The sequence below is a fragment of the Saccharopolyspora sp. NPDC050389 genome (genome assembly GCF_040655595.1).
GTDB lineage: Bacteria > Actinomycetota > Actinomycetes > Mycobacteriales > Pseudonocardiaceae > Saccharopolyspora.
In genome coordinates this window covers 1-12,430 of the sequence record NZ_JBFAKG010000168.1, presented here as the reverse complement: position 1 = coordinate 12,430, position 12,430 = coordinate 1, and the positions used below count along the sequence as shown (strand labels likewise).

The window sequence follows — 12,430 nt, the reverse complement described above, 5'->3', positions numbered from 1 at the left end:
AGCACTCCACGGTCGAGGCGTCCGCGCCTGCCATCAGGGCGCCCGCCGACGTGGAAAAGCCAAGCAGCGCACCGGTTTTGCCGGGTTTCAGGGATTTCCGGTGGTAACTGTCGTTTGTGGACGCCACTGGAGGTCAAGGGGAGCAGATTCGAATCCTGTCGGCCCGACGTTGGAGAAGGCCCGCTGATCGACACGTAAGTCCAGGTCAGTGGGCCTTCCTGCCATTTGTGTTGGAGCGTCCGGCGTCACTTGTCGATCTGGTTCTCGGCTTACGGCGCGGAGCTCATCGGTGCTCCGGGTGCGCGGACGACCGATTGCGCGACCTCCGGCTGACCGCGAAGTAGATCGCGCTCAACACGACGAAGAACGGCACGCCCGCCCACCAGGCGACCGTCAGGTCGTCGATGAACGCGGTGGACACCAGGATCGCCACCAGGAAGAGGATCGCCGCGATTCCGGTGAACGGCGCACCGCGCAGGCGGACCTTCGGCAGTGGCAGGCCCTCGGTCGCGCGGGCTCGCCGGAACGCCAGGTGTGTGATCAGGATGAGGATCCACACCGCCAGGGCGCCGAAGATGGACAGCCCGAACAGCACCAGATACGCGGCGTTGCCCTGCGCGGCCGACAGGACGGTGGCGACGAGCAGTCCGGCTGCGCTGAGCAGCAGCGCGTTGCGCGGCACGCCGCCCTTGCTCAACCGGGCGGTCCAGCGCGGCGCGTAGCCGTGCCCGGCGAGGGAGTGCAGCATCCGCGTGCACAGGTAGAGGTTCGTGTTCGCGCTGGAGAGCGCCGCGGTCAGCACCACGAAGTTCATCACCAGCGCGGCGAACGGGATTCCGGCCGCGCCGAAGACCGTCACGAACGGGCTCTCGGACACCCCGCTGCTCTGCGCGACCGTCGTCCAGGGCACCACCGTCAGCACCAGGGCGATCGCCAGCAGGTAGAACAGCGACAACCGCAGCACCATCTGCCGGGCCGCGCGCGGGATGTCGCGTTCCGGGTTCTCCGACTCGGCTGCGGTCACCGAGACGACTTCGGTGCCGATGAAGCTGAACAGCGCGAACACCATCGCCAGGTACAGGCCGTTCCACCCGTTGGGCAGGAATCCGCCGTGCGCCACCAGGTTGTCGAAGCCGGTGGGCTCGGCGTTCGGCAGCCCGACCGTCACCAGCGCGAGCGCCAGCAGGATGAACACCACGATCGCGGTGACCTTGATCATCGCGAACCAGTACTCGAAGGTGCCGAACAGCCCGACCGCGCCCGCGTTCACCGCGAGGATGAGCACCGAGAACACCACGACGGGCAGCCACAACGGCAGCTGGGGCCACCAGAACTGGGTGTAGATCCCGGCCGCGATCAGCTCACCGCCCACCGCGATCACCTGGATCGTCCAGTACGTCCAGCGCACCACGAATCCCGCCCACGGGCCCAGGTAGCGGTGCGCGATCGCGCCGAAAGCACCCGCGTCCGGGTGCTGGACCACCATTTCGGCCAGTGCCCAGGCGATCACCAGCGCGACCAGCGCGCAGGCGAGGTAGGCGAGCACGGTGGCCGGCCCGGCCTGCGAAATGGCGAGGCTGGAGCCCAGGAACAGGCCGGTGCCGATCGCACCGCCCAGTCCGATCATGGTCACCTGGCGCTGCGTCAGCTGCCGGCGCAGTCCGGTGTCGGACGAGTTGGCGCCGGTCGTGGCACCGGTGGCGCTACCTGGGGTGGAATCCATCTCATTTCCCCGATCTGCGGTAGTCGGCGATGGCCGCGGCGACGGTGTCCACATCGGATTCGTCGTTGTAGAAGTGGAAGGACATCCGCAGCACGGTGCCGCGCGGGCTGGTCGCGATCCGGCGTTCGGCGAGCCATGCGGCGAGTTCGTTCGGTGCGTCGTCGAGGAGCGCGACCTGCGGGCCGCGCGATGCCGGATCGGTCGGCGACCAAAGCCGTTCGCCCGCTGCCAGCAGCTTTTCCTGCAGGCTCTGGGTCAGTCCCCGGACGTGGTTGTGCACCGCCGTCGGGTCCAGGCGGTTGACGAGGTTTAGGCCCGCGTTCGCGCCGTAGGCGGCCGGAATGCTCGGCGTGCCGGTTTCGTAGCGGCTCGCGCGTGCCGGGTAGTCGACCGAGCGCGGATCGAACTCGAACGGGTTCTCGCGGCCGAACCAGCCGGTCAGCTGCGGTGCAACTGCATCCTGCACGCCGCGACGTGCGTACAGGAATGCGATGCCGGGGATGCCCAGCACGTATTTGAGCGCACCTGCGACGAGGAAGTCGCAGCCGAGCTCCTCGACGTCGATGCGGTGCACACCGGCGGCCTGGTACGCGTCGACGAACGTCGTCGCGCCCTGCTCCCTGGCCCGGGAGATCACGTCGTGGACCGGCAGCAGGAGGCCGTTGCGGTAGGACACCAGCGGCACCGACACCAGTTGGGTCCGCTCGTCGATCGCGTCGAGGTAGTCCTCGGTGCGAACCTGTCCGGCTTCGGCCCCGACGTGGACGACTTCGGCTCCCCGGGCGCGCTGCGCGAGCCACACGTGTGCGATGGAGGGGAACTCCATGTCCGTGGTGATGATGCGCGGCCTGTTGGCGTAGGACCTGGTCGACGCCACCTGGAAAGCTCCTTCGGAGGCGTTGGCCAGGACCGCGACCTCGTCAGGCTCGGCTCCGATCAGCTTCGCGAAGCCCCGGCGCGCCTGTTCGACCTGCTGCATCCAGATGTCCCACGGTGCGCCGTGCACATGCATGGAGCGTTGGAATTCGGCGAGGGCGTCGCCGAGCTGGAGGGAGGCGGCTCCCTGGCTGCAACTGGCCAGGTGCACGTTCTCGGTCAGCGACGGGAACGAGGCGCGGAACAGGACCGGGTCGGTGATGGTCTCGGCGGGCAGCGCTGGGGTGGTGTTCACGGTGCGATTTCCTCTGCGGGTGTGCGGATTCGGCCGGGTCAGTAGCTCGGCGGGGTCACCGAGACCAGGAAGGTGGCGGTATCGGTACCCGGGTTGACGAAGCGGTGCGGGACTCGCGAGTCGAAGTAGCAGCTGTCGCCCGGTTCCAGCCGGATCCGGGACTCGCCCACCTCGACCAGCAGCTCTCCCATCTGGGCGAGCACGCACTCCTCGGACGGGTGGCTCCACGGTTCGGCCGAGGACGCGGCACCGGGTTCCAGACAGCCTTCGAGCAGCTCCAAGCGGCCCGAGCCGGGGGAGAGGCGCGTATAGCTGATCCCGCCGTGCGGTGAGCTGACTTTCATCCGCCGCTCGCGGCGGACCACGGCCACCTGCTGGAGGTCCTCATCGGCGAAGAGGCTGAACAGCGGGACTTCCAGCGTTTTCGCCAGGCGGCGCAGGGTTTCCAGGCTGGGGTCGTGGATGCTGCGTTCGACCTGGCTGAGCAGTCCGGTGGACAGGCCGGTGCGTTCGGCCAGCTGCTTGAGGGTGAGGTTGCGCTTCTGGCGCAACTCCCGGAGGTGGGGGCCGATCATGGCTGAGCTCGCGCCTTCGAAGTGGGTGAATTATTTCAGTGAGCATGAAACCGCGTTCGAAGGAAGTCAATAGCGCGGCACCGTCGATCGCCGAGCGTCAGGAGACCCGATGCCGCTCGCGGTGCTGGAACGCAACGGAACGCGGTCCGTGCCGATTCGCGCGATGTTGCTTGCGCTGCAGCAGAAGCGCAGGGCCGAGATCCGCCGGTCCCGGGGTATACATCGTCCTGCTGCAGCGGCTGTTTTGAGAACCCGCTTGCGCAGTGGTGCATCTCCGCTGCCTGGAGTGGAGTGAACGGCCTGTTCGCCACGATAGGCGAGGTGAACGGTCCATTCGCTTCATCCACCCGGCGTCAGTGGGCACCGCTGGTGTGGAGTGAACGGACCGTTCGTCCCGATAGACGGGGCGAACAGGCCGTTCGCCTCGACAGCCCTAGGCGGACAGGCGGCTTCACCGCTCCGAAGGCACAAGTCGGCCTACCACGACTCCGCGCCACCACATCTCGAGCAGCTTCTACAGGTTTGCCGCTCGAGCGACGAGAGTCCGTGAGGTCAGTGGCCGCGGAATGCTTCGACGAGCCACCAGGCTCCTTCGCCGGGGGCGATCTTGGCGTCGATCAGCAGCGGCGTGGCACGCGGTCCGGCCAGCCAGTCGCGCACCGGCGCGAGGTCCGCTTCGGTGCGCACCGTGACTCCGATGCAGCCGAAGCCGCGCGCGGCTTCGGCGAGGTCGGTGTCCGGGAACTCGACGGTGTCCAACCGGTGGCCATCCGGGCCGAAGTGGTGGACCTCCGCGCCGTAGGCGTGGTCGTTGTAGACCACGATCACCATCGGCAGGCCGAGCCGGACCGCGGTTTCCAGTTCGGCGATGCCCATCAGCGCGCCGCCGTCGCCGAGCGCGGCGACCGGCAGCCGGTCCGGGCTGGCCAGCGCGGCGCCGATGGCGGTGGCCAGCCCAAGGCCGATGGATTGGAAGGCCTGGGTGAAGCAGAAGCCGTGCTCGTCGGGCACCCGCAGGAACATGCTCGGGTAGCCCATGAAGTTGCCGGAATCCACCGCCAGCACCCGCTCTTCGGGCAGCATCCCGTCCAGGGCGATGGTCAGCGCGCGGGGGTCGATGGCGTCCGGTGTGGATTCGTCGGCGAATTCCACGTCGCGCCAGGAGCCTTCCCCGGCGATCCGCTCCCGCACCGCCGGATCGCGGTAGCCGGCGAGCAGCACGCCGCGGTCGGCGAGTTCGGCTCGGGTCGCCTCGGCGGTCGCGGCGGCGTCGCCGAGCACCCCGAGGTCGACCGGGCGGTGCGCGCCGATCGCTTCGCTGTCGAGATCGACCTGCACCAGCGTGCATCCGGGGCCGATCAGGTTGCCGTGCCGCATGGTCCACATGTTCAGGGCGGTGCCCCAGCCGACGATGAGGTCGGCTCCGGAGATCAACTCGGCGGCCAGCGGCGTGGCGAATCCGCCGGAGACGTCCAACGACCACGGGTCGTCGTGGAACAGGCCCCGCGCCACCGCCGAGGTGGCCAGCAACGCCCCACAGGCCTCGGCCAGCGCCCGCAGCTCGGGTCCGGCATGCCGGGAACCGCGACCGGCGATGAAGACAGGCCGCTGCGCGGTGGCCAGCCGGTCGACCAGTTCCCGCACGGCGGCGGCGGACGGCGCGACCGGACTCAGCGCCGGTAGTTGCGGAACGGGCGGTTCGCCGTCGAACTCCGCCGCCTGGACGTCCAGCGGCAGGTTCAGCACTACGGTCTGCCGGCCCTCGGTGGCCAGCCGGAACGCCCGCACCACGTCGTCGACGGCGGTGGCGGCGCTGTGCACCCGCTCCGCGCGGGCGCCGACGGCGGTGGCCAGCGCATCCTGGTCGATCCGGAAGTTCGAGCGGATCGCGGCGGAGGCCGTCTCCGCGGCGAGCACGAGCAGCGGGGTTCGGCTCTTGGCCGCTTCGGTGATGCCGGTGAGCGCATTGGTCAACCCGCAGCCCTGGTGCACCGAGAGCACCCCGATGCGGCCGCTGGTGCGCGCATAAGCGTCGGCCATCGTCGCCGCGCCGCCCTCGTGCCGGGCGGCCACGAACCGCGCACCGGCGGCGACCAGCGCGTTGGTGACGTGGAAATTGCCGCTGCCGACTACGCCGAAGACGTGGTCGGCGCCCAGTGTGGCCAACGTGCGGCCGACGACCTCGGCGACGTTCATTTCGTTCCTTCCCGTTCTGTCAGTCCTGCTCGACCAGCGCCAAGACCCTCGTCGGGCTGCCCGAGCCGTTGACGATCGGCAGCGGCGCGGCGATCAGCACCGCTCCGGTCGGTGGCAGCTGCGCGAGGTTCTGCAGCTGGGTGAGGCCGTACTTGTCGGCACCGAGCAGCAGCGAGTGGCAGGGGAATGCCGGTTCGAAGGTGGGCGCCAGCCCGGCGTCGGTGCCCACCGTCTCCACGCCGATGCCGATCAGGTCGCTCTCCTCGGCCAGCCAGCGGGCGCAGTCCGGTGAGATCCCCGGGGTGTGCGAGCCGCTGTCGTCGGCGTTGAGGAACTCCGCCTGGTCGTTGCTGCGCGCGTCCCAGCCGGTTCGCAGCAGCAGCCAGCCGCCTTCGGGCAGGGGGCCGTGCGCGGATTCCCACTCGCGGATGTGCTCGATCTCCAGCAGGAAGTCCGGATTGTCGGCGACCTGCGCGGAGCAGTCCAGCACCGCGGCCGGGCCGATCAGCTGCCGCGGCGGGACCGAGGCGACGTCGAGGCCGTCGCGCCCGGTGATCCAGTGCACCGGCGCGTCGAAGTGGGTGCCGGTGTGCTCCCCGGTGTGAATGTTGTTCCAGTACCAGGCGGGGCCGCGGTCGTCGTACCGGCTGATCTCCTCCAGGCTGAAGCCGATGGTGTTGGCGAACGGCTCTGGCAGCTGCAGGACGGGCACTTCGGACGTCAGGCGCGCGGTCAGGTCGATGACGCTGATGCGGCCGGACGTCAGCGCCCGCAGCAGTTCGTTGAGGACGGCCACGTTCTTCGCCTCCGAATTCCGGGAGTGGGACGACGTGCGGGATCCTACTTCGCGCCCGAGGCGCTGCCAACGGATCGGGAATTGCCCGGAGCGGCAATGGATTTGGGTCCTGCGGTGGAAGTGGCACTGTGGATCGAGCCGAACTGCGCGACCGCTGTTATCGTGTTCGCGTGACGACGGACATCGTGACGGATGGCGCATCGGTGGACGATGCCGTGGTCGGCGAACTGACCGGCCGCGGCATGCAGCCCAGGCAGCTGATCGTCACCATCTACGGCCTGTACGCGCGGGAGGCCGGTGGCTGGCTGTCGGTGGCGTCGTTGGTGCGGCTCCTCGCCGATCTCGGCGTCGACGAGCCCGCGGTGCGCTCGTCGATCTCGCGGCTGAAGCGGCGCGGCATCCTGCTGGCCGAGCGGCGCGGCGGCGCGGCCGGCTACGAACTGTCCGGTGCCGCGCTGGAGATCCTGCGGGAAGGTGACGAGCGGATCTTCCGCCGGGAGCGCGCCACCCTCGCCGAGGGCTGGGTGCTGGCGGTGTTCTCGGTCCCGGAATCCGAACGGCAGAAGCGGCACGTGCTGCGCACCCAGCTGACGCGCCTGGGCTTCGGCACCGCCGCACCGGGCGTGTGGATCGCCCCGGCCGACCTGCGGGACGCGGCGAGCAGCGTCCTGCGGCGCTACGAGCTGGCCGGCTACGCCGATCTGTTCCACGCAGAGCACCTCGCTTTCGGTGATCTGCGGACCAAGGTGGCCCAGTGGTGGGACCTGGAGCAGCTGCAGCAGCTCTACGGCGAGTTCATCGGGGTGCACCAGCCGGTGCTGAAGCGGTGGCGGCGGCGCCGGGCGCCGCGCGGGCCGGAGGCCTTCGCCGACTACGTTCGGGTGCTCACCGACTGGCGCCGGTTGCCCTACCTCGATCCCGGGCTGCCTGCCGATCTGCTGCCGAAGGACTGGAACGGGACGGTGGCCGCGGAGGTCTTCTTCGAGCTGAAGTCCCTGCTGGAGCAGCAGGCCCACGAGCACGTCGAAGCCGTCACGGCGCGTTGATCGGTTCGGCGGGGATCGCGGCGGTGCCCTTGATCTCGACCAGCGCCTCGGCGTCCCAGAGGCGCTGCACGCCGATTCCGGCCATCGCCGGATAGTCCCGTCCGGCGAGTTCGCGCCACACCGCGCCGATTTCCCGGGCGTGCTCGCGGTAGTCGTCCACGTCCACGATGTAGACCGTCAGCTCGGTCACCTGTTCCGGGCGACCTCCGGCGGCACGCAGCGCGGTGAGCAGGTTGCCCAGCGCCTGGCGGAACTGCGCGACGACGCCGTCGCCGACGATCTTGCCGTCGGCGTCGAGCGCGGTCTGGCCGGCGAGGAACACCAGGCGGCAGTCCGAGGCCACGACGGCGTGGCTGAAACCCGCCGGGCGGGCCAGTTCCGCGGGGTTGATCCGTTCGATGGTCATGATTGAACCGCTCCTCCGTCCACAGTGATCCCTTGCCCGCTGATCGCGGCGTTGCGCACGCACAACTCCACGACGTCGGCGACTTCTCCCGGGCTGATCAGCCGCCCGATGGGCTGCCGGTTCTCCAGCGCGCTGCGGGCCTGCTGCGCGCTCCGCCCGGTCTTGGCGGTGATGTTGTCGATGGTGCGTTCGGTCATCGGCGTGTCGACGAAACCGGGGCACACGGCGTTGACCGTGACACCTGTCCTGGCCAGCTCCGCGGCGGCCGAGCGCACTAGTCCGAGCACGCCGTGCTTGCTGGCGGTGTAGGCGCTGACGTAGGGGTCGCCGCGCTTGGCGGCCATCGACGCGATCACCACGATCCGGCCGAAGCCGCGTTCGACCATCGCCGGAACCGCTCGGCGCAGGAAGCGGAACGGCGCGGTCAGGTTGATCTGCAGGGCGCGTTCCCAGTCGTCGTCGGTCGTCGCGGTCAGCGGTGCCGAGGTCGCGGTGCCCGCGTTGAGCACCAGGACCTCGACCGGTCCCCATTCGCGTTCGACCGCTTCGAAAACCCGGTCCGGGGCCTGCGCGTCGGCGAGGTCGGCGGGCAGGTCGAGCGCCGGTCCGGGCAGCTGCGCGGCGACCTCGGTGAGCTCCCCGGCGCTTCGCGCGGTGAGTGCGACCCGGTTGCCGGACTCGGAAAGTCGCTGGGCGATGGCGCGACCGATGCCCCGGCCGGCTCCGGTGACCAGGCAGTTTCTCGTCGTCACGGAAGCGATATTACGCAAAATTGACGGTCGTGCGCAACGCGGCATACTCTGCCGGGAGTGGAACCGACGGAAGGAGCCCGCGGTGCGCATCGCGGTCATCGGTGGCGGTCCAGGCGGTTTGTACTTCTCCGCACTGCTGCGGCAGCTCGGCCCGGAGCACGAGATCGCGGTGTGGGAGCGCAACGCGCCGGACGACACCTTCGGATTCGGTGTGGTGTTCTCCGACGAGACCCTCGGCGGCATCGAGCACGCCGACACCGGGATCTTCCATGCAATGCAACGGGAATTCGCCAGGTGGGACGACATCGACGTGCACCACCGGGGCGCCTCGTTCACCTCCGGCGGCCACGGCTTCGCCGCGATGAGCCGCAAGCGGCTGCTGCGCATCCTGCAGGAGAGGTGCCGCGAACTGGGCGTGGCGCTGCACTTCCAGGCCGAGGCGCCGGACATCGAGCAGCTGTCCGCCGACTACGACCTGGTGATCGCGGCCGACGGCGCCAACTCGGCGGTGCGCGCCCGGTACCCGGAGGCCTTCCGGCCCAGCGTGGAAACCGGGCGGTGCAAGTACATCTGGCTGGGCACGGACCTGGTCTTCGACGCCTTCAAGTTCGTCATCCAGGACACGCCCCACGGCATCATGCAGCTGCACGGCTACCCCTACAGCCGCGATGCCAGCACCTTCATCGTGGAACTGCACGAGGACGTCTGGCAGCGCGCCGGGTTCGCCGACTTCGCCGCCTCGGCGTCGACCAGACCCGGAGACAGCGACGAGAAATCCATCGAGCTGATCCGCGAGCTGTTCGCCGACACGCTGGCCGGTCACGAGGTCTTCGCCAACAACTCGAAGTGGCTGAACTTCCGGACGGTGCGCTGCGAGTCGTGGCGGCGCGGCAACGTCGTGCTGCTCGGCGACGCCGCGCACACCGCGCATTTCTCCATCGGCTCGGGCACGAAGCTGGCCATGGAGGATGCGCTGGCGCTGGTGGCCTGCCTGCACGAGCAGCCCTCGATCGACGGCGCGTTGGAGGCGTACGAGGCGGAGCGGCGCGCGGTGGTGACTTCGACGCAGCGCGCGGCGCAGGCCAGCTTGGAGTGGTTCGAGAGCATCGGCCAGTACGTGCACCAGGATCCCGAGCAGTTCGCCTTCAACCTGCTCACGCGCAGCCGCCGCGTCACCTACGACAACCTGCGGCTGCGCGACCCGGAGTTCGTCGCCGGGATCGACACCTGGTTCGCCGGCGCGGGCGAGGTCCGGCCGCCGATGTTCCAGCCGGTGCGGCTCGGCCCGCTGGAGCTGAACAACCGCGTGGTCGTCTCGCCGATGGACATGTACAGCGCGGTCGACGGGGTGCCGGGCGACTTCCACCTGGTGCACCTCGGCGGCAAGGCCCTCGGCGGTGCCGGGCTGGTGATGACCGAGATGGTGTGCGTGTCCGAGCAGGGGCGGATCACGCCGGGCTGCGCGTGCCTGTGCACCCCGGAGCAGGAGGCGGCCTGGCGGCGGGTGGTGGATTTCGTGCACGAGAACACCGCCGCGAAGATCGGCGTCCAGCTGGGGCATTCGGGTCGCAAGGGTTCGACGAAGCTGATGTGGGATGGCATCGACGAGCCGTTGGACGAGGACAACTGGGAGGTCGTCGGCCCCTCGCCGCTGCCGTACTCCACGGAGAACCAGACGCCGCGCGAGCTGACCGCGGCCGAACTCGCGGAGATCAAGCAGCAGTTCGTCGCCGCCGCGCAAGCAGCGGCGCGGGCCGGCTTCGACGTGCTCGAACTGCACTGCGCCCACGGCTACCTGCTGTCGTCCTTCATCTCCCCGCTGACCAACCAGCGCACCGACGACTACGGCGGATCGCCGGCCAACAGGCTGCGGTTCCCGCTGGAGGTCTTCGACGCGGTCCGCGAGGTGTGGCCGGCCGACCGGCCGATTACGGTGCGGATCTCGGCCACCGACTGGTACGAGGGCGGGGTGGACGCCGACGAGGCGGTGCGGATCGCGCGCGCGTTCGCGGAGCACGGCGCGGCGGGCATCGACGTCTCCACCGGGCAGGTGGTCAAGGCCGAGCGTCCGGCGTTCGGCCGGAGCTACCAGACGCCGTTCGCCGACCGGATTCGCAACGAGGTCGCGCGCGAGCACGACATCGCGGTGATCGCGGTCGGCGCGATCTCCTCCCACGACGACGTGAACTCGCTGATCCTGGCCGGCCGGGCCGACCTGTGCGCGGTCGGCCGAACCCACCTGTTCGATCCACAGTGGACTCTGCATTCGGCGGTGGAGCAGGACTACGACGGCCCCGGTGCGGTGTGGCCGAAGCAGTTCCGGGCCGGCCGGCGCAAGCCGCAGACCGGGCGCACCGACGGACCGAAACCCCGCCTGGAACTGATCCGCAGCGGCGGCCAGGTCACCGCCCACGCGCGCTGGAACCCCGCCGAGGAAGGGATGGAATGAGCACCTTCGCACTCACCGCGCAGCAGCGCGAGTTCGTCGAACGGGTGGGGCGGGTCGCCGCCGAACAGCTGCGACCCGTGGCAGAGGCCGGCGCGCCCGGCTCGGTCAACCGGGAACTGATCAAGGCGATGGGGGAGCAGGGCCTGCTGGCCAAGCTCTTCCCCGGCGGTGCGGGATCGCGGGAGGCGGCTTCGCTGGACCTCTGCCTGCTGCGCGAGTCGCTGGCACGCGTGTGCACCGAGGCCGAGACCGCGCTGGCGTTGCAGGGGCTGGGCAGCTACCCGGTGTTGCAGTCCGGCCAGGACGAGCAGGTGCGGCGCTGGATTCCGGCGGTCGCGGCAGGGGACGCGGTCGCGGCGTTCGCGCTCACCGAGCCCGAGGCCGGGTCCGACGCCGCCGCGCTGGAACTGGCCGCCGACCCGGACGGCGACGGCTGGCGGCTGACCGGGGAGAAGATCTGGATCTCCAACGCGCCGGAAGCCGATTTCTACACGGTGTTCGCCCGCACGAAAGCCGGCGCCGGAGCCAGGGGAGTGAGCGCCTTCGTGGTGCCCGCCGACCGCCCAGGCCTGTCCGGTGAGCACCTGGACATGATCAGCCCGCACCCGATCGGCCGGCTGACCTTCGACGGTGTCCGGGTGCACCGCGCGGAGCTGCTGGGCGAGCAGGACAGGGGCTTCCGGGTGGCGATGCGCACCCTGGACCTGTTCCGGCCCAGCGTCGGCGCCTTCGCGGTGGGCATGGCGCAAGCGGCCCTGGACGCGGCGGTCGAGCACGCCGGAGAGCGCCGAGCCTTCGGCGGAACGCTCAAGGACCTCCAAGCCGTGTCGCACCCGCTGGCGGAGATGGCCGCCCGGACCGAGGCGGCCCGCCTGCTGGTCTACTCGGCGGCAGCGGCTTACGACGCGGGCGAGCAGAACCTGGCCGGACGCTCGGCGATGGCGAAGCTCTTCGCGACGGAGACGGCCCAGTACGTGGTGGACGCGGCGGTCCAGATCCACGGAGCCCGAGCGCTCCACAAAGGACACCTGCTCGAACACCTCTACCGAGAGGTCCGAGCTCCCCGAATCTACGAAGGCGCCTCGGAAGTCCAACGCACCATCATCGCCCGCGACCTCTACCGCTGACCCGAGTAAAAGGTGCTGTTGACCGGGCTGGAGCTTCACGGTTCGATGTTTCTGCTGGTAACGGGGCCGTGAGTACTTTGGGTCGCTATGGCAGCCTGTCATGTCTCAGGACCTCACGGACAGTTTTGTCTCACGACGTCGTGGACAGTTTGGGTGTGAGTCGTTGGTAGCGGACGCTGCGGTCCAGTG

Annotated in this window: 10 protein-coding genes; 3 read left to right on the top strand and 7 right to left on the bottom strand. The window is 69.7% G+C overall.

What is annotated here, in order from left to right; translation table 11 throughout:
• Positions 1 to 283: 283 nt before the first annotated feature.
• From AB0I53_RS48025 to AB0I53_RS48005, 5 genes are all read right to left on the bottom strand, one after another.
• On the bottom strand, positions 284 to 1,723 hold the full coding sequence (locus tag AB0I53_RS48025) for an amino acid permease (protein WP_358617491.1): 1,440 nt from the start codon (positions 1,721 to 1,723) through the stop codon (positions 284 to 286).
• A gap of 1 nt (position 1,724) precedes the next feature.
• Entirely contained in the window at positions 1,725 to 2,894 is a 1,170-nt protein-coding gene (locus AB0I53_RS48020; RefSeq protein WP_358617488.1) for an aminotransferase class V-fold PLP-dependent enzyme, read from the bottom strand.
• Positions 2,895 to 2,932: 38 nt separating this feature from the next.
• Complete coding sequence (locus AB0I53_RS48015) at positions 2,933 to 3,469, bottom strand: XRE family transcriptional regulator (protein WP_358617485.1); 537 nt, start codon at positions 3,467 to 3,469, stop codon at positions 2,933 to 2,935.
• Between the two features lie 552 nt (positions 3,470 to 4,021).
• Complete coding sequence (locus AB0I53_RS48010; RefSeq protein WP_358617483.1) at positions 4,022 to 5,665, bottom strand: thiamine pyrophosphate-binding protein; 1,644 nt, start codon at positions 5,663 to 5,665, stop codon at positions 4,022 to 4,024.
• Positions 5,666 to 5,684: 19 nt separating this feature from the next.
• Positions 5,685 to 6,461 (bottom strand): cyclase family protein, encoded by a 777-nt coding sequence (locus AB0I53_RS48005; RefSeq protein ID WP_358617480.1) that lies wholly within the window; start codon positions 6,459 to 6,461, stop codon positions 5,685 to 5,687.
• Between the two features lie 170 nt (positions 6,462 to 6,631).
• Between AB0I53_RS48005 and AB0I53_RS48000 the strand changes: the two genes are divergently transcribed.
• Complete coding sequence (locus AB0I53_RS48000) at positions 6,632 to 7,507, top strand: PaaX family transcriptional regulator C-terminal domain-containing protein (RefSeq protein WP_358617477.1); 876 nt, start codon at positions 6,632 to 6,634, stop codon at positions 7,505 to 7,507.
• Here AB0I53_RS48000 and AB0I53_RS47995 read toward each other — a convergent pair.
• Both AB0I53_RS47995 and AB0I53_RS47990 read right to left on the bottom strand, forming a co-directional pair.
• Positions 7,494 to 7,913, bottom strand: a complete 420-nt coding sequence (locus AB0I53_RS47995) for a RidA family protein (protein WP_358617475.1) — start codon at positions 7,911 to 7,913, stop codon at positions 7,494 to 7,496. The two genes, AB0I53_RS48000 and AB0I53_RS47995, sit on opposite strands and share 14 nt — an antisense overlap.
• On the bottom strand, positions 7,910 to 8,665 hold the full coding sequence (locus AB0I53_RS47990; RefSeq protein ID WP_358617473.1) for an SDR family NAD(P)-dependent oxidoreductase: 756 nt from the start codon (positions 8,663 to 8,665) through the stop codon (positions 7,910 to 7,912). The genes AB0I53_RS47995 and AB0I53_RS47990 overlap by 4 nt, the downstream gene beginning before the upstream one ends.
• Before the next feature lie 82 nt (positions 8,666 to 8,747).
• Between AB0I53_RS47990 and AB0I53_RS47985 the strand changes: the two genes are divergently transcribed.
• Positions 8,748 to 11,114, top strand: coding sequence for a bifunctional salicylyl-CoA 5-hydroxylase/oxidoreductase (locus tag AB0I53_RS47985; protein ID WP_358617470.1), 2,367 nt, complete (start codon positions 8,748 to 8,750; stop codon positions 11,112 to 11,114).
• Positions 11,111 to 12,241, top strand: coding sequence for an acyl-CoA dehydrogenase family protein (locus tag AB0I53_RS47980; protein WP_358617468.1), 1,131 nt, complete (start codon positions 11,111 to 11,113; stop codon positions 12,239 to 12,241). The genes AB0I53_RS47985 and AB0I53_RS47980 overlap by 4 nt, the downstream gene beginning before the upstream one ends.
• Positions 12,242 to 12,430: the final 189 nt, after the last annotated feature.

Excerpts from the sequence above, each read along its gene's own strand:
- AB0I53_RS48025 (WP_358617491.1), bottom strand. The coding sequence starts at position 1,723 with ATGGATTCCACCCCAGGTAGCGCCACCGGTGCCACGACCGGCGCCAAC.
- AB0I53_RS48015 (WP_358617485.1), bottom strand. The coding sequence starts at position 3,469 with ATGATCGGCCCCCACCTCCGGGAGTTGCGCCAGAAGCGCAACCTCACC.
- AB0I53_RS48010 (WP_358617483.1), bottom strand. The coding sequence starts at position 5,665 with ATGAACGTCGCCGAGGTCGTCGGCCGCACGTTGGCCACACTGGGCGCC.
- AB0I53_RS47995 (WP_358617475.1), bottom strand. The coding sequence starts at position 7,913 with ATGACCATCGAACGGATCAACCCCGCGGAACTGGCCCGCCCGGCGGGT.
- AB0I53_RS47980 (WP_358617468.1), top strand. The coding sequence starts at position 11,111 with ATGAGCACCTTCGCACTCACCGCGCAGCAGCGCGAGTTCGTCGAACGG.